Origin of the sequence: Paenibacillus algorifonticola (assembly GCF_050481745.1) — a bacterium.
Taxonomy (GTDB): domain Bacteria; phylum Bacillota; class Bacilli; order Paenibacillales; family Paenibacillaceae; genus Pristimantibacillus; species Pristimantibacillus algorifonticola_A.
The window spans coordinates 118,078-135,512 of sequence record NZ_JBCNGR010000015.1 but is presented as its reverse complement, the minus strand read 5'-3'; the positions used below and the strand labels follow the sequence as shown (position 1 = coordinate 135,512).

The following is a 17,435-nucleotide window of genomic DNA, read 5'->3' as shown; positions in this document are numbered from 1 at the left end:
TTAAAACGTGTGATATGTTTAGCCTGCATGGCGTTCATCAATTTTATCATATATGAATAAAACCTCTTTTGATCGTTCTTTATTGTTAATCCTTTACATTATAGCATAGGAGGTCGTCGTTCTCGTACTCGTACTCGGCTGATATAGGAAGTAGTAAAGAAAATACGAAGCCCCATAGAATGAACATGGGGAACCTGTGAGGGTTCGCCCGTGTTCATTCTATGGGGCGTTTTTTTAAAATCGAGAGCCGTTTCACCTTATACCGTATAAAAGGGAAATGTCCTCCTGCGTAATTTCCAGCGTACCTGTGTCATCGAACAGAGGAAGCGTCTCGCCAGCGGACGCTTGCAGCAGCCGCTCGATAATGCGTGTGCCCCATAGTTGTTCATTTTGCGATAGCGACGCTGTAATTTGCCCATTTTGAATCGCTTCCTGAATTTCCGGCATCATGCCGAAGGTTAGGGAATAGCGGTTTAGGCCCTGCGCTTTCCAGACGAGCACCGAGGCAGAGCCGGAGAGGGCATCCATCGAGACAAGCGCATCAAAATGCGGATGGTCGTCGATCATTTTTTCCAGCTGCGCCAAGGCGCGGGTTTCGTTGCCTTCATTATACTGCACTTCGAGTACTTGAATGTCGGTCTGCTCGTTAATATAGGACAGCATGCCTTCGAGGCGCTCGCTTAAGCTTTTCATCCGCGTCATTCCGGTCTCGACAATAACCATTCCCCGCCCGCCCAGCAGCTCGGACAGCATATGACCCATCTGGGCGCCCGCAGCAGCATGATCCGTTCCGATGAACGCAGCGCGCTTGCTTGTTGGCGAATCGGATTCGAAGCAAATGACCGTAATGCCCGCCTGTACGGCCTTGTTAATGACGGGAACGAGCGCTTCTGCATCAATCGGATCAAGCGCTATGCCGTCTACCTGTGAGGCAATCATTGTCTCCATCATGCGTATTTGCTGCTCCAGATTCGCTTCATCCGGCGCTTTTACAATGAGCCGGACGCCATGCAGAGCTGCTGCTGCTTTAGCGGATTCCGTCACCGTCTCATAATACGGATGCGCCATCGGATATATAATGCCGAAGGTGGCGGTGTCGGGTGCTGCTGTTGAAGCACTTGATGCATTTGAAGCAAAGGGAGAGGAAGAGAGAGAGTCGCCATCCCGGCTGCTGGATGAGACGATGCGGGTATCGCCTGCGGTCTCTTTGCGACTATCGCTGCTGCTAGAACTTCCAGTGGCAGTGCCGGCTGCTTCATCATTTGTACATCCTGTCATTAGCAAGGTGAGCACGAGCAAAGCTATAAGCAAAGTAGCGAGCAGGGGCCTTTGCCGCAAAACCGGCAGCTTATGGGCCAGCTTATGGAAAAACAATGATGTCCGTGCTCGCATGGTGACGCACTCCTCCTCCAGCAAGCGCGCTGCCATCGCGCTCTTGCTGCTTGCGAAACTGCGTTGTCGTCATACCTGTTACCCTCTTGAACAAATTGGAAAAATAATGGGCGTCATTATAGCCGACCTGATGGGCGATTTCATACGACTTTGCATTTGATGCCTGCAGCAGCTCCATTGCTTTGCGGATGCGCGTGTGGGTGAGAAATTCAATAAAGGTCTGGCCCGTCTCTTGGCTGAACACTTTGCTAAGATGGCTGGGGCTGACACGCACATGCTCCGCCGCATCATTCAGCGACAAATGGTCATCGCCATAATGCTTCAAAATGTAGTCCTTCACCTGGCTCAGCATCTCAGCGTATTTATCTGCTGCCCCGGCGCGCCATTGCCAGAACTGCGCCAGCAGCGTTTGGAGATAGCAGCAGGCATCCTCCAGGCTGCGTACCTCGCTCATGGCCTGCTGCAGCTTATCCAGCTGCTCCTTCGGCATATCGGGATTGCGCTGAATGGCCTTGGCGATATGAACCGCTTCGATCGTTAAGTCATTGAGCAAATAATAGCCGTAAAAAGCGCCGCGCCAATCCAGCTGCTGAAGCCCTGCCGCAAAGCTGGCGACGAAAGCCTCCGTCTTGGCGGGCGTGCCGAGCTTGAGAAAATCGATGAAGCGCTGGCGCTGGGCGACCACCGATTGCTCGGATAAGCCGGAGGCGGCATCGCGCAGCGCTTTGCGGTTTTGCCCGGAGAGCCTGCGCCAATGCTTGTCATCCTCCGCCTCCAGATAGGAGGAGTGGATACCTTGCAGGCGATCCTGAATGCTGCCGATGCCGACAGCTATCGTGCAGCTGGCACTTCGCTCCGCCTGCTCCTTCCAGCTGGAGGCGAAGCGCGCCAGCACGTCTTGCAGCTGCGGCAGCGAATCGCTCTTGATCAGCCAGATCGTCTCTGTCTGGCTGCGCTTATACGTCAGCGTGCCCGGCAGGAGGGAGCTGACCGCTTCGTACAGCAGCAGCTCCGTCTGCTGCTGGGTCGCCATATCAATGCTGACGGAGCCTTCCGGGCAGCGAATGTCCGAGATGGCGGCTGCATAATAGCTGGCCGTCAGTCCAATCGAAAGCGAGCCTGCTTGATGGATCGCTTCGGCCGTTGTAATAAAGCCGCTGCATAAATCGCTGAGCAGCTTATGCCGCATTTGTTCCGCGCTTCCGCCTTGGGCGAGCTGCTTCTTCTCCAGCAGCTCGCGCTCATAGCGCTCGCGGTCAATGCTGCGGCTGACGTCATGCAGCGTCCGCACGATATCGGCTGCGCTAACCGGCTTGAGGCAATATTCCTCTACGCCGACGCGCAGAGCGGCTCTTGCATATTCAAATTCGTCATGCCCGCTGAGAATAATGATTTTGATGTCCGGCATCCGCTCGCGGACGATGGCACTCAGCTCCAAGCCATCCATAAACGGCATTTTGATATCCGTAATGAGGATATCCGGCTGGCGCTGCTCAATGAGCGGCAGCGCCAGCTCGCCATCCGAGGCGTCCCCGCAAAATATAAAGCCTTCTTGCTCCCAATTGATACAGTCCCGAATGCTTTCCCTGACAAGAATTTCGTCGTCAACGAGCATAACCTTTTTCATTCGGCTTCATCCTCTCCATTGGAATGCGGATCGTAACCTTGGTTCCGAGCTGGTCTTCACTTTCTACGATAACGGTATAGGCTTCCCCGTAATAAAGGCGTAGCCGCTGCTGGACGTTATGCAGGCCGAAGCCGCCGGATACCTCCGAGCCTGTCTCCTCGGGAATATGCTGCATGCGCAGCGCCTCGCGCAGCTCGGCAAGCCGCTCCAGCTTCATGCCGATGCCATTGTCCTCAATCATCAAATACAAGTCCGAATCTTGGCTGGCATAAGCTGTTATGCGGATTAAACCTTTGCCGCGTTTATTTTTAATACCGTGATATAAGGCATTTTCAACGATGGGCTGGAGCGTCATTTTCAAAATCGGCAAATCCTTCAGCTCCTCCGGCACATCCAGCTCATATTCCAAAATGTCGCGATAGCGCATCTGCTGGATGATCAAATAGCTTTGCACATGCTCCAGCTCATCCCTCAGGGCAATCCAGTCCCGACCCCGATTGAGACTGATGCGGAAAAAGCGCGACAGCGCCTGCACGAGCGCAATGACCTGCCCGCTGCGCCCGGCTTCCGCCATCCAGACGATGGAATCAAGCGTATTATAGAGAAAATGCGGATTAATTTGCGCTTGCAGCGTCCGCAGCTCCGCTTTCTGCAAATGCTCCTGCTCCTCGATGCTTTGCTTGAGCAGCTGTTTGATTTTCTCCAGCATAATGTTGAAGCTGTTGCCCAAATCGGCAATTTCGTCATGGCCGCTCGGCTGTACCTTGACCTCAAGAAAGCCGCCGGCTGCCAGCCGCATCTTGCTCTTCAGCAGCTGAATCGGCCTCGTCAGGCGGGCGGTAATGAAATAATGCAGCGTAATCGCAAACACGATACTGAGCAGCACGCTGATAATGATCAGTTGGCGAATTTCATTCGCCTCTGCAACAATTTCCTGCAGTGGCACGGAGCCGACTATTTTCCAGCCTGTGGTGGACGAGGTTGTGAATGCGACGAACTTCGGCCTGCCGATGCTGTAATCCACATAGCTGTTTTTCTCTAAAGCGAGCTGTGCGCTGAGGTCGGCAGGCGGCAGGGCCTTCGCTGCACTCGTCCTGGCCGAGGGGAGGAAGATGGGATTGCCTGCCTGGTCAAGAACATACACGTAGCCGCTTTCGCCAAGGGTAATATTTTCACAGTAACGCTCGATGATTGAATCATCCAAATCGATCACGATAAAACCAATCACCTCATGGGTAATCTGCTGCTTGACCGTTGCCATAATGGAGATGACGTTATGCTGCGAATAATGAAAGCCGTCGAGACGGTCCAGCGGCGAGGCGTCCGGCGGGGGAATGTTCAACACCTCGTCTGGATGGTTCAGCAAATATTGAAAATGCGGGTTGCGCAGCGGATTCCTGTCCAGCTGGAACACGCCTTTGCGCTCGCTTAAGCCCCGTCCATACAGGTTGACCACCGTAATGTTGAGCACGCTTTCGTATTTATACGTTTCCCGGTACAAATTCATCGTTTGAATAATGGCTTTGGCATCCTCATACGTATCCGTTTGCGAAAATAAATAATGCAGCACCTGCGGATTGTTTTCCAACTCCAGCAGCCTTCCCGTATCCTCCAGCAGCGCATCTATGTCATTGCCAAGCTGGCCTACGACAAGCATCGTCGCCGCTTTGCTGTGATCAGATACCGCATCGTACGATTTTTGATAGGAGATGAGGCCAACCGCGATCAGCGGGACGGAGGTCAAAATAATGAACATCATCAGCAGCTTGGCCCGAAGGCTTGAAAAAATCCAGCGCATCAGTTTCATAGGTTTATAGGAACCTTTCAAATTGGAAATGTATGCGGTTTCAAATATATCCAACCTTCACTATACCAAATTGCCCGAAACCTCGCTACGCACAGATGCAGGATTGACGAAATTTCCACCTTTCGCACAAAAAATCAAACCATTTGCCGCCCTTGCTGGAAAATTACCCAAAAAATCAAATCGAACGGCTATCGGACTCCGTATCCGGGTCTTTTGAAAGCGTTCTATAATGAGGGCACGCCAAACGTTGGTGAATGACAGGGGAGGTAATACAAAGATGAAAAAAGCAGGAAAACTAGGCATGTCGCTATTGATGGCGACGATGCTGCTCGTCACATCCGCTTGTGGAAGCGGCAATGGAGGAACGAATACGGCAGGAGCAGGCAATGCCGGTGGGACGAGTGCTCCGGCTGCGGCGAGCAGTGAACCAGCGGCAGCGCCAGCAGACAAAAAAGTGACGCTCGGCTTCGCACAGGTTGGTGCCGAAAGCGGCTGGCGCACGGCGAATACGAATTCCATTAAGGAATCGGCGACTGCTGCGGGTTATGACTTGAAGTTTTCCGATGCCCAGCAAAAACAGGAAAATCAAATTAAAGCGATTCGCTCCTACATTCAGCAAAAGGTGGACGTTATTGCGTTTTCCCCGGTCGTAGAGTCTGGCTGGGATACGGTATTGAAGGAAGCGAAGGATGCGGGCATTCCCGTTATATTGACAGACCGCGCCGTTGATTCAGCGGATACGTCGCTGTATGAAACGTTTATTGGCTCCGACTTCGTAGAAGAGGGCCGCCGCGCTGGGCAATGGCTCGTTGATAAATATAAGGATTCAGCTGAAGAAATCAACATTGTTGAGCTGCAAGGCACAACAGGCTCGGCGCCAGCGATTGATCGCAAAACGGGCTTTGAGGAAATCATCAAGGGTAATGCCAACCTGAAGGTAATCGCTTCACAAACGGGTGATTTCACTCGTGCGAAGGGCAATGAGGTTATGCAATCGTTCTTGAAAGCGAATAAAAAAATCGATGTTCTCTATGCTCACAATGATGACATGGCGCTGGGCGCCATTCAAGCGATTGAAGCAGCAGGCCTTAAGCCAGGCGAGGACATTATCATCATATCCATCGATGGCGTCAAAGATGGCTTCGTTGCAGCAAGCGAAGGCAAAATCAACTTTATCGTCGAATGCAATCCACTGCTCGGACCGCAATTGATGCAGGCTGTACAGGATGTGCTGGACGGCAAGACGATTGAGAAGCGCATCGTAACCGAGGAAGGCGTCTTTACTTCGGAGCAAGCGAAGGCTGCCCTGCCTGACCGGAAATACTAGAAGCAGCGCAGAAGCCAGCGAAGGAAGCCGCGTAAGGCTGGTCCACGTACCAGGCGGACGGCTTCCTTTTTTTCATTGCATAGGCAAAATTCAAAACCAAAGGGGAGAAGAAGATGGAGCGGGAACGCGAACCTATCCTGCAAATGAGCAATATCCATAAAGGCTTTCCAGGCGTAAAAGCTTTATCCGGCGTCAGCTTTCGCCTCTTTCCCGGCGAGATCCATGCGCTGATGGGCGAAAATGGGGCAGGAAAGTCTACCTTGATTAAGGTGCTGACGGGTGTTTACTCCATTGATCAAGGCACGGTAGAGCTTGCGCGGCAGCGTATGGCCATCGATAGCCCTCAGTCAGCGCAGACGGCTGGCATTAGCACGGTTTATCAGGAAGTGAATCTATGTCCGAATTTGACAGTTGCTGAAAATATTTTTATCGGCCGCGAGCCGCGGCGTTTTGGCCGTATTTTGTGGAAAGAGATGAATGCGGCAGCCGAGGAGCTGCTGCTCACCCGCTTGCAAATTCGTTTGGATGTAAAGCTGCCGTTATCGGCTTATTCCGTTGCGATTCAGCAGCTTGTTGCTATTGGCCGGGCGCTGAATATTTCGGCGAAGGTGCTCATTTTGGATGAGCCGACGTCGAGCCTTGACCGCAATGAAGTGAAGCAGCTGTTCGAGGTGATGAACAAGCTGAAGGCGGAAGGGCTGGCCATTTTGTTCGTCACGCATTTTCTGGATCAGGTGTATGAGGTGTCCGATCGAATAACCATTCTCCGTGGCGGAGAATTTGTAGGGGAGTATTTGGCGAAGGAGCTTCCCCGGATAGAGCTCGTATCGAAAATGATTGGCAAGGAGCTGGAGCAGCTCGATGCGCTGCCGCGTGAGAAAGAGGCGGCACCTGCTGCTGAGCATTCGAAGGAACTGGTTATTGAAGCGAAGGCGCTAGGGCGCAAAGGGGCCATTGAGCCGTTCGACCTGACTATTCGCAAGGGCGAGGTTGTTGGTCTTGCAGGCTTGCTCGGCTCAGGGAGGACGGAGCTTGCACGGCTATTCTTTGGCGCAGATCGGCCTGATAATGGCGCACTGCGGGTGAATGGAGTGAAGGAAGGCCTCGCTTCTCCTCGCGAGGCGATTGATCAGGGAATGGCCTTCTGCCCGGAAAACCGTAAAACAGAAGGCATTATCGACGAGCTGACGGTGCGTGAAAATATGATTCTCGCCCTGCAGGCGACGCGCGGCTGGTTTCGCGCCATTCCCCGCAAGCGCCAGGATGAGCTTGCTGACGAATATATCAAGGCGCTCAATATTAATCCGCCTAACCCGGAGCAGTTGATTAAAAATCTTAGCGGCGGCAACCAGCAGAAGGTCATTCTTGGACGCTGGCTGCTGACGCAGCCGAAGCTGCTCATCCTTGATGAGCCGACGCGCGGTATTGATGTTGGCGCAAAGGCGGAAATCCAGAAGCTTGTGCTGAAGCTGGCGGGTCAAGGCATGTCAGTGCTGTTCGTCTCCTCGGAGCTGGAGGAGGTGCTGCGGGTCAGCGACCGGATCGCAGTACTGCGAGACCATGTAGTAGTCAAGGAAATAGCTGAAGATGAAATGAGCCAGCAGCAGCTTATGCAGGCGATGGCAGGGGAGTGAGCAAGCATGGTGAAGCACCATTTATTTTGGCCGCTGGTGATGCTGGGGGCGCTGTTATTATTTAATTTGCTGTATGAGCCGGATTTTTTCTCCGTGCAAATGCGGGCTGGCAAGCTGTATGGCAGCTTGATTGATATTTTGAATTTTGGTGCGCCGCTTATTCTCGTTGCTATCGGCATGACGCTCGTTATTGCCACGAAGGGCATCGACCTGTCGGTCGGCTCAATCGTGGCTATCGCAGGAGCTATGGCCTGCATGACGCTCAGCCAAGGCACGGATCAGAATATGCTGGGCCTTGTGCTCAGCGCGGTCGGCATTGCTTTAGTGCTGGCGCTTGTGCTGGGCTTATGGAACGGCATGCTTGTGGCAGCCTTTGGCATTCAGCCGATTATTGCTACGCTCATTCTAATGGTCGCCGGGCGCGGTGTCGCCCAGCTCATTACAGGCGGGCAGATTATTACCGTATCGAGCAGCGCCTATAAATTCATCGGCGCGGGCTCGCTGCTCACGCTGCCCTTCTCCATCTTTATCGCTGGCGCCGTACTGCTGATCGCCGCTCTGCTGACGCGCAAAACCGCCCTCGGCCTGTTCATCGAGTCCGTCGGCTGCAACCCTGAAGCGAGCCGCCTGGCCGGCATTCGCTCGCGAGTCGTCATGATCGCCGTTTATATGTTCTGCGGCTTATGTGCCGGCATCGCCGGCTTGCTGCTCAGCGCCAATGTATCCAGCGCCGACGGCAACAACGCCGGGCTGTGGTATGAGCTTGACGCGATTCTTGCCGTCGTCATTGGGGGCACCTCGCTCAGCGGCGGACGCTTTTATTTGCTAGGCACGGTCGTCGGCGCGCTTATTATTCAGACGCTGACGACGACGATTTACATGATTGGCGTTCCGCCAGAAATAACGCTTGTAGTCAAAGCGTTTGTTGTGCTGCTCGTCTGCCTTATTCAATCGGAGACGTTCCGCAAGACGCTTGCACATCGCTTTAGGACACGCCGCTATCCGGCAGAGAGTGAGGTTAAACGCCATGCTTAAACGGCAGTATATCCCAATCGTGGTGACAGCTGCGCTGCTCGCTTTCATGTTTGCGGCAGGCTCGTTCCGCTATACCGGCTTTTTCTCGCTGCAGGTGCTGCTCAATCTGCTCATTGACAACGCCTTTCTGCTTATCGTTGCGGTCGGCATGACCTTCGTCATCGTTTCCGGCGGCATTGACCTATCGGTCGGCTCGGTCATTGCGCTGACGACGATGATATCGGCAAGCCTCGTCCAGCAGCAGGGCTGGCCGCCTGCCGTCGTCATTCCGCTTGTGCTCGTGCTGGGCGCAGCCTTCGGCTGGGTGATGGGAGCGATCATCCATTATTTTAAAATCCAGCCGTTCATCGTCACACTCGCCGGCATGTTTCTGGCCCGGGGGCTGTGTTACGTCATTAGCATCAATACGATTACGATTGATCACCCGTTTTATACGAGCATGGCGCAGACGAAAATCAAGCTGCCGGGCGGCTTTTTCATCTCCATCAGCGTCATTATCGCATTGGTTGTAGTAGCGGCAGCGATTTATTTGGCCCATTATACCCGCTTCGGACGCAATACGTATGCGCTTGGCGGCAGCGAATCCTCCGCGCTGTTAATGGGACTGCCTGTGGCCCGCACGAAAATTCTCGTCTATACCTTTAGCGGACTTTGCTCTGCGCTTGCGGGTGTCGTCTTTACCTTCTATATGCTGTCAGGCTACGGCCTGCATGCGGTCGGACTGGAACTGGATGCCATCGCTGCGGTCGTCATAGGCGGTACGCTGCTGACTGGCGGCGTCGGCTATATTCTAGGCACCTTTTTCGGCGTATTGATTCAAGGGGTTATCCAAACGATTATCAGCTTTGAAGGCACGCTCAGCTCGTGGTGGACCAAAATCGTCATCGGCCTGCTGCTGCTGCTGTTCATCGTCCTGCAGCGCCTGCTCAGTGCAAGGCGGCAAATGCAAAAAGCTTAGTAGATCGCGGTTCAAGGGTGCAGCGCAACGTTTCGACGTTGTTCGCGGCACCCCCTGAGTCGTTACGACCATGACAAAGCGCCCTGTATCCATTACAATACGATCAGCAAGCATGGACCTTTTACTGACTGACTGAACTGGAGGGAGCCTTATGCGAAGACAAGCTGTAATTGTGAAAATGATTTATGCAATCGCTTTCTTGATGCTTCTGAGCAGTTGCCAGCTTTCAGCCCCAGCTTCTTCATCCTCGGCGATAGACCAAGCGCTCCAGGCTGGAACGGGTATAGGAGAGGGCGCTATAGCAGGAGGAGGCACGCTGCCTGAAGCAACGGGAATCGAGCTCATACAGCCGGTGAGGCCAATTGTTCTTGGTTTCTCCCAGCTTGGTTCAGAGAGCGAATGGCGAATGGCCAATACCAATTCGGTCAAAGAGGCGGCAAAAGAGGCCGGAATCGAGCTATTGTTCGAAAATGCGGAGCAATCACAGGAAAAGCAGTTTGAAGCGATTCGTTCCTTCATTAAGCGCAAGGTCGATGTCATTGCCATTGCTCCGGTTGTGCATTCGGGCTGGGATGAAATTTTAACCGAGGTGAAGCAGGCGGGTATTCCGCTTATTATATCCGACCGATCCGTTGATGTGGACGATACCTCGCTTTATGTGACGCATATTGGGGCGGATCTATATGAAGAAGGACGCAAAGCGGGCAAATATTTGGTCGATAAAATGCGGGATGCTGCGGAGACGGTTCAAATCGTCGAGCTGCGGGGAACAGAAGGCTCATCCCCCTCGATTCAGCGTGGACAGGGCTTTCGGGATATTGTGCTGAAGCAGCCGGGCTATAAAATTATGGCCAGCGTCGACGCTGATTTTACTTTTGAACGGGGCAAGGAAGTGATGGGCACGCTGCTTGAACAATATGGCGGTGAAATGGACGTGCTATTCGCCCAAAACGATGATATGGCGCTAGGCGCTATTGAAGCGATTGAGGAATATGGACTGCGGCCAGGCGTCGATATTGTCATTATTTCAGTGGATGGGACGCGGCGGGCGTTCATGAAGCTGGGGGAGGGTAAAATTAACTGCATCGTCGAATGCAATCCGCTGCTTGGTCCAAACATGATGCAGGCGGTGCAGGAGCTCGTTGCCGGGCGCACGCTGCCGAAGCGAATCGTGCCGCAGGAAAGCGTCTATACCGAGCAGATGGCGAAGAAGGAAACCCCGTTTCGAAAATATTAGATCTAACATACACAGCACAAGGTAGCTCCCGTCAGCGAAAAAGCTGAGCGGAAGCTGCCTTGTGTCCTTTTCACTATATGGTTTTGGTAGAGGCGAGGAACAGCTTCACATGCAGAATCGGAATAACCCGGTTATCCAGCCTGAAAGCCTGGTGGAAAATGTCCTTCTCGGAAGAATCCGGCACCGGTTCAATGTCGGCTTCTTCAATCGAAGCGGTATTTTCGATATCATCGACGAGCAGTGCTACTTTGGCTTGCCTGAGCAAAATGATTTTTTGATAGCTGTCTGGGGCCTGTCCAAACAGATTAAATTTTTTGCGCAAGTTAATAATAGTGTAGAGGCCGCCACGAATATTGGCCACGCCACCATGCCACGGCTCGGCGAAAGGAAGTGGTGTTCCTTCTACGGCTGCTTGAATTTCATCAATTTCCGAAAAATGGACAGCAAAAGATTTGTTGGCCACGTTGAAAATAATAAAGTCGCTCATTAGAGATGGTCTCCTTGCCGTGTTTGGTATGCTTCGAGCAATTCCTATCTCTATTATATTATATCGTTCGACAAGCTGCATATAGCTTTCAAAATAATGATTTGACATTGCGAGCAACCTGTAACTATAATAATTACATGAAGCGAATCGCTTCTTCGGACATATAGGAAAGGATATCCTAATGCTATCCTTTCTCACCTTATTTTATATTCAGGAGGAATAGACAATGAAAATAGCAGTTATTGGTGCAACAGGCAAAGCAGGAAGCTTGATTATTCAAGAGGCGGCAGCAAGAGGACATGAGGTGACGGCAATTGTCAGAACAGCATCGAAGTTTACACAGTCCGAAGCAGCCGTGCTGGAGAAAGATGCGTTCCAGCTGACAGCAGCAGATTTGAAAGCTTTTGACATCGTCGTCAACGCATTCGGCGCACCACAAGGCGAGGAAACGAAGCATGTGGAGCTCGGCAAAGTGCTGATTGAAGCGCTCAAAGGCGCACCGGAAACCCGCTTGATCGTAGTCGGCGGTGCGGGCAGCCTGTTCGTGGATGAAGCGAAGACAACGCGTTTGTTCGAAACAGAGCAGTTCCCGAAAGAATATTATGCAACAGCCTTCAACCAAGGCAGCAACTTGAATGACCTGGAAAGCTCGACTGGCATCAAATGGACGTTCGTTAGCCCGGCGGCCTTTTTCAACCCGGATGGCAAACGCACAGGCTCTTACACAAAAGGCAAAGACAACTTCTTCTTTAACGCCAAAGGCGACAGCTATGTAAGCTACGCGGATTATGCGATTGCAATTGTGGATGAGGCTGAGCAGGCAAACCATGTAAATGAGCGTTTCGCAGTTGTATCGGAAGCGGAATAAACAAGAGGCGTTGTAGCTTGAATAGGCAAAAGGAATAGACCATTCCGACATTTTAATAGGTAATAGCTTCTCTAGAAAAAACAGCCCGAACGGACGCATCCGTTCGGGCTGTTTGCATGTCTCTAGCAGCTGCGATAGCAAATTGACGCTTCACGGCTAGTCTTCGAGTCCGTCGATTTTGCCGAGCACGATCAGCGTTCGAATGAGCACAGCCGCCGCTTGCGCACGCGAAGTTTCTCGCTGCGGCTCGTAGCGGCCGCCGCCAGTGCCGGTCATAATGCCAAGCTCGGCAATGCTGCGTACCGCCTCCAAATACGCCGGCTTCACGCTGGCAATATCTTTGTAGCCGCTGACGTTGATAACGCCGCCATCTGCATGGTCGGCAGGGAGCTCCTCAGCTTTCGAAATAGCTGCCGCAACCATGCCCGCCATTTGCTCGCGGGTAAGCGGCTGGCTGTCCACGGCATAGGACGGCGGAAGCGCATTTGCGCCGAGCGCCCGCGTCAGCATCGCTGCGAATTCTGCTCGCGTCACGGTCCGGTCAGGCGCAAATTTGCCGCCGCCGATGCCGTTTACCAGCCCCTTCGCTGCGGCAAGCCGGGCCAGCAGTTCACCCCAATGCTTAGACATGTCACTGAAGACGACGTTGTTCTCCGCAACGACATACGTGCCGTCCGCCGCGGAACGGATCGCTGCGAACCAGACGCCGCCGATATTCAGCTTGCGGGCGGGAACGAATGCGAGCTGCTTGGTAGCTTCGTCAAAGCGGAAGGCTCCCCAATGCTCCGGTATTTCCTTCGTGTCGCCAGTCAGCGGAAGGAGCTTTGTCATTTCGGAGTTGAATGTATCCACTGTCCGCAGTACCACGCCAGTTTTGGCATTGATTATATCTATGCGAGTATGGGCTGGAGCTCCAAGCAGCTTGCTGTCAGGCAAGCTGCTCGTAAGTGTGCCCCGCAGCGCTGAATCGCCGGATTTATCGGTCAAGGTGAGTTTAAAGCTAATGTCCTGAGCGCCGAGCTTGTTTTCAGCAAGCAGCTCCTGCAGCCCAGGTATTAGCGAAGCGAGCTGAACCGGGATGCGGTAGCTGCCATATGGCGCCTTAATCTCAAGAAGAAAAGCTTCATTTTTGCTCGCGAAGCCTGCAAGCACGCTTGCCGGAATGCTGGCATAGACGGCGCTGCTGCCAGTATGCGGCGAAGCCTCCAGCACAGCAATCGGCTTCGTCGTGTCGATGGTGCTCGCTGGAACGAGAGTACCGTTCAAGTTGATGCCTGCCACGGCAGCAGGTGAGGACGTACCCCCGCTGCTGCCGCCTCCGCTTATCGGTGAAGGGGTGGGCGCAGGAGTAACTGTTGGAGTGGGACTAGCAGTTGGAGTAGGGCTAGCCGTTGGACTTGGCGTGGCTGCTGCTCTGGTCACAGTTACAGTGTACGTCTTCGTTGTTCCAATTTGCGCAGTCACTTTTACTTCAATAATATTATTGCCGTCATGCAAGGGCAGCGGGCCGAAAGGCGAGCCGCTGGCGGCAGCCGCACCGTTAATCGTGACCGCTGCTGCACTGGATGATACCTCTGGCGTAAACGTAATCTCGCTCACATTGCTGCCTACAGCTGCTGTATAAACCGTCGTACTCTCTTCAAACAATGGATTAAGAGAGCCGTCTGACAACGCAAGATGGCTAAGGTTCGCGTCGGTGGACAGTGGAACAGCACTCACTTCATTGGACGCGGAGCTGTCCCGTCCGGCAAAAGCGGCTTTAACCGAAAAATAATAGGTCATGCCATTGGTCAATCCGGTTATTGTTCGGGAATAGACGGAGCTGCCGACAGTGGCGACCTCGGCTCCGCTGCTCCCCAGCGTCTGACTCTGATAAATTTTATAACCGATCGCGCCATTTACCGGCTCCCAGGCCAAATCAACCTGCATATCATCGGCTACAGCAGGCTGCATAACAGGCACACTGGACACCCGAATGACTTGAGTGGAAGCCGTAGGAATAAGCCAAACGTTGAGGCCGTCAAACATGGCGGAATACATGGGATTGGCATTAATGCCTGCCGGCCAATCCGAGAAGCCCTCCATTTCGCCAGTCGTTGTGTCAATTCTGAATAATGGGCTGTAGGAGCTAGCCTTTACCCAAATATATCGCCCGTCAAAGGTGCTTTTGCCCAATAGGCTTCCGGATTTATTGAAGCCAGCCGGCCAATCGTCATAACCGGTCATTTCGCCAGTGCTCGTATCCAGCTTCACGACCTGATTTGCGTTATAGGGCATCATCCACATGCTGCGTCCGTCAAATATGCCTCCGTTGAATGCATAAAACCCTTTCGCGAAGCCGCTAGGCCAGTTGTCGTAGGCGGTCATATCTCCCGTAGCCGTGTCTACCTTGATGACGCTGCTTGCTGTATTAGGAATGAGCCACAAATTTTGCCCGTCAAAAATACCGTCGGTAAAAGCATAATTCGGCAGCGTAAAGCCGCTAGGCCAGTCATTATAGCTGGTCATGCTGCCAGTTGCCGGGTCAAGGCGAATCAAGCTGTTGGCATTGGAAGGAACGAGCCAAATATACTGCCCGTCAAAAATGCCTCCACTGAATCGGGGAGAAGTGTTGTTAAAGCCGGCTGGCCAGCTGTTGTAGCCGGTCATGACCCCGCTTGCCGGGTCAAGTTTAATAATCCGGTCAGCTAAGGACGGTATCATCCATAGCGATTGCCCGTCAAATACGATGTCGCTGAATGCCCCGTACCCCTTCGTGAAGCCTGCTGGCCAATTGTTATAGCTGGTCATGGCTCCCGTTACAGGATCCAGCTTGACTACCTTATCCGTTTCTTGCGGGGCCATCCATATGGCTTGGCCGTCCGAAGCACCGCCTGCAAAAAGCGTGTAGTTCAGGCTCACGTCGCTTGGCAGCTCGTAAGCCGCCATCTCGATAGCGGGGCCGAGAGCGGTTGCCGCGGCTCCTGATGCCGCTGTTGACGTGGCTGCTGGCCACAAGCCTGATGTCAGCAGCAGAGCAGCGAGACATACCGAGATTTGGCGCTGTATTTTGCTAAGCATCCGATAATCCTCCTATTCGTTTCCCTGATTGTAGAGGCTGTAATTTATATTCTACTATCTATATTATACTTTTTTTAGCAGCAAAAAAAATCCCACTATAAGGGGATTTAGCGAAAAAAATATCTATTTTAGGCAAGCTGTACGTTTTTTCCGTTCATGGACGAAGGCAGCAGTGAATAAACATTTTGCAGGTGAAATACGCGCGGGCTAAGCTTGAAGCTGGAGCCCTTGAAGGTGCAGCGGTCATAGTTGAAATGGAGGGACGATATGGTAATGGTGCAGTTGTTGAACGTGCAGCCAATGTAGTGGTTTCCATCGAAGCAAATATGCTCTCCGTCAAAGCGTTTGTTTATTATATATTCCATCCTGTATTCCTCCTCGAAATGTATATCGAATTACTTTTTATTTACCCTGGTAAACAGATATGAAACAGGCATGGAGCGGCATTGATTTCAGATATCAGCTAATTCATTCCTTTATTTGACGATAAAGGAGCCTGTCCGGTTTTGCGGCGGGCGCTCTTGCAGACTGGGCTTAGCTGGGCGTGAACGAGCCAGGCACGCATTCATTTCCCCGCCTAATATAAGGATATGCGACGTAATGAATAACCAGACCAGTAAAATAATAATGCCGCCTATGCTGCCGTAGGTTTTGGAGTAATTGCCGAAATTATTAATGTAAAATTGGAACAGCATCGAGGCTGCGACCCAGCCGAAGGTTGTAAATAGCACACCTGGGAGCACCTCTCGCAGCCGCAGCCTGCGGTTAGGAGCAATCCAATACAGCATCGTAAATACGATAAGCATAGCGGCGAGTGGAATCGCATATTTCAGCAAATTCCATACCCACTCGCTTTCACTTGGCACATGAAGCAGGTCGAACAAGTAGCTGCTGATCATCTTGCCAAATACGAGCATAAGCATGACGAGCGTAATGACAAGGCCAAGCACGAGCGTGGCGATCAGCGCAATGCCGCGGATTTTCCAGAAGGGGCGGCTTTCCTGCTCCTCATAGGCGGTATTCAGACCTTTAATAATGGCATTCATCCCATTAGAGGCTGACCAGATCGTCGCCAGCATCCCGACTGACAATAGCGTCCCATTGCTGCCCTGCGTAATTTCTTCAAGCACCTGGCTGATGGCCTCGCCCGTCTCGGCAGGGAGCAGGCGAATGAGTTCAGGAGCGAGGCTGTCCCCCGATAACTGAACGAAGCCGAGCAGGCTGACGACAAACAGCAGAAAGGGGAAGAAGGCCAAAATCAAATAAAAAGTCAGCTGCGCCGCTACCCCCGGCACATCATCATCGCGGAAACGGGCATACATATTGAGGAAAAATCGTATCGTTTTTGATTTAGGAGCCATAAGCAGCTACCTCCGTTTATGATCTTTTTTTAATTTAGTTATTCATATATGGTCATGCAGGCTGGTTAAGCCCCGACATTGCCTGTCGTTTATGCTGTTGCTTATGCTTACCCGAACAGGCGGCATCTCAAGCGAAATAGAACGTATGCTATTCCAAAAACAAGCAGACAAACTGGATTAGTAAGGAAGTGGGTGTCAAGGGAAGGAAAGGTTGGAGAGAAAAGAGAGGAACTGGAGCAAGATGATACGTACAATTAATCGCGCAGCAGGTACAACTTTTTCCAAATGATCATCGTCTATAGAATAAATGGGCGGACAGGAAGTGATCATATGGACGTATATTTGCAAGCAAGCGTCGTCGTAGCGCTGCTGCTAGGAGTAGGCCTATTGTTTATTGCTTCAACTAAAAAGCGTCATGGGCAAGGCGCGCAGATGAGCGAGCGTCAAAAAACGCTGCGGCGAATCGGCGCCTGCATCGTGATTTTCACAACGCTGCTGATCGTGTTCGGCTTATTGTCCTATAACGCCGATGAAGTACATCAAATGGGGCATTAAATACTGTAACAGGAAGGGGTTATCGTTAAGTCACGCTTGATAAGGCGGCTTAACGATAACCCCTTCTATTGGTTGCGTCAGCTATTG

The 17,435-nt window shown here is 52.4% G+C and carries 14 protein-coding genes; 7 read left to right on the top strand and 7 right to left on the bottom strand.

Annotation, left to right across the window (positions count from 1 at the left end; translation table 11 throughout):
• Nucleotides 1-252 precede the first annotated feature (252 nt).
• The 3 genes from ABEW34_RS15180 to ABEW34_RS15170 are packed head-to-tail and all read right to left on the bottom strand — an operon-like array spanning nucleotide 253 to nucleotide 4,826.
• Nucleotides 253-1,392, bottom strand: a complete 1,140-nt coding sequence (locus tag ABEW34_RS15180; protein WP_430160038.1) for a sugar ABC transporter substrate-binding protein — start codon at nucleotides 1,390-1,392, stop codon at nucleotides 253-255.
• Nucleotides 1,361-3,019, bottom strand: coding sequence for a response regulator (locus ABEW34_RS15175; RefSeq protein ID WP_430160037.1), 1,659 nt, complete (start codon nucleotides 3,017-3,019; stop codon nucleotides 1,361-1,363). Before ABEW34_RS15175 ends, ABEW34_RS15180 begins: the two co-directional genes overlap by 32 nt.
• Nucleotides 2,997-4,826, bottom strand: coding sequence for a sensor histidine kinase (locus ABEW34_RS15170; RefSeq protein ID WP_430160036.1), 1,830 nt, complete (start codon nucleotides 4,824-4,826; stop codon nucleotides 2,997-2,999). Before ABEW34_RS15170 ends, ABEW34_RS15175 begins: the two co-directional genes overlap by 23 nt.
• 277 nt (nucleotides 4,827-5,103) lie before the next feature.
• Between ABEW34_RS15170 and ABEW34_RS15165 the strand changes: the two genes are divergently transcribed.
• From ABEW34_RS15165 to ABEW34_RS15145, 5 genes are all read left to right on the top strand, one after another.
• Nucleotides 5,104-6,153, top strand: a complete 1,050-nt coding sequence (locus ABEW34_RS15165; protein ID WP_430160035.1) for an ABC transporter substrate-binding protein — start codon at nucleotides 5,104-5,106, stop codon at nucleotides 6,151-6,153.
• Between the two features lie 113 nt (nucleotides 6,154-6,266).
• Nucleotides 6,267-7,787: a sugar ABC transporter ATP-binding protein gene (locus tag ABEW34_RS15160; protein WP_430160034.1), complete on the top strand. Its 1,521-nt coding sequence runs from the start codon at nucleotides 6,267-6,269 to the stop codon at nucleotides 7,785-7,787.
• Nucleotides 7,788-7,793: 6 nt separating this feature from the next.
• Complete coding sequence (locus ABEW34_RS15155) at nucleotides 7,794-8,822, top strand: ABC transporter permease (protein WP_430160033.1); 1,029 nt, start codon at nucleotides 7,794-7,796, stop codon at nucleotides 8,820-8,822.
• Nucleotides 8,815-9,780 carry a galactofuranose ABC transporter, permease protein YjfF gene (yjfF, locus tag ABEW34_RS15150; RefSeq protein ID WP_430160032.1) on the top strand — a complete coding sequence of 322 codons (966 nt, stop codon included), beginning with the start codon at nucleotides 8,815-8,817 and terminating at the stop codon, nucleotides 9,778-9,780. Before ABEW34_RS15155 ends, yjfF begins: the two co-directional genes overlap by 8 nt.
• Nucleotides 9,781-9,931: 151 nt before the next feature.
• Nucleotides 9,932-11,017, top strand: a complete 1,086-nt coding sequence (locus ABEW34_RS15145) for an ABC transporter substrate-binding protein (RefSeq protein WP_430160031.1) — start codon at nucleotides 9,932-9,934, stop codon at nucleotides 11,015-11,017.
• 73 nt (nucleotides 11,018-11,090) lie between these two features.
• On the opposite strand, the gene ABEW34_RS15140 is transcribed toward ABEW34_RS15145, so the two are convergent.
• A complete protein-coding gene (locus ABEW34_RS15140; protein ID WP_056033639.1) occupies nucleotides 11,091-11,504 on the bottom strand; it encodes a chemotaxis protein CheW in 414 nt (137 codons plus the stop codon).
• Nucleotides 11,505-11,730: 226 nt separating this feature from the next.
• On the opposite strand from ABEW34_RS15140, the gene ABEW34_RS15135 reads away from it, so the two are divergent.
• Nucleotides 11,731-12,372 (top strand): NAD(P)-dependent oxidoreductase, encoded by a 642-nt coding sequence (locus ABEW34_RS15135; protein ID WP_430160030.1) that lies wholly within the window; start codon nucleotides 11,731-11,733, stop codon nucleotides 12,370-12,372.
• A 156-nt stretch (nucleotides 12,373-12,528) separates the two neighbouring features.
• Here the strand turns inward: ABEW34_RS15135 and ABEW34_RS15130 are convergent, their stop codons facing one another.
• The 3 genes from ABEW34_RS15130 to ABEW34_RS15120 all read right to left on the bottom strand — a co-directional run bounded on the left by ABEW34_RS15130 (nucleotide 12,529) and on the right by ABEW34_RS15120 (nucleotide 16,793).
• Complete coding sequence (locus tag ABEW34_RS15130) at nucleotides 12,529-15,432, bottom strand: S-layer homology domain-containing protein (RefSeq protein ID WP_430160029.1); 2,904 nt, start codon at nucleotides 15,430-15,432, stop codon at nucleotides 12,529-12,531.
• A gap of 128 nt (nucleotides 15,433-15,560) precedes the next feature.
• The gene (locus ABEW34_RS15125) at nucleotides 15,561-15,797 is read right to left on the bottom strand and encodes a hypothetical protein (protein WP_099518454.1); all 237 of its coding nucleotides are present in this window, start codon (nucleotides 15,795-15,797) and stop codon (nucleotides 15,561-15,563) included.
• A 111-nt stretch (nucleotides 15,798-15,908) separates the two neighbouring features.
• Complete coding sequence (locus ABEW34_RS15120; protein WP_430160028.1) at nucleotides 15,909-16,793, bottom strand: YihY/virulence factor BrkB family protein; 885 nt, start codon at nucleotides 16,791-16,793, stop codon at nucleotides 15,909-15,911.
• A 330-nt stretch (nucleotides 16,794-17,123) separates the two neighbouring features.
• Here ABEW34_RS15120 and ABEW34_RS15115 point away from each other — a divergent pair, with 330 nt between their 5' ends.
• Nucleotides 17,124-17,348, top strand: a complete 225-nt coding sequence (locus ABEW34_RS15115; RefSeq protein WP_430160027.1) for a hypothetical protein — start codon at nucleotides 17,124-17,126, stop codon at nucleotides 17,346-17,348.
• Nucleotides 17,349-17,435: the final 87 nt, after the last annotated feature.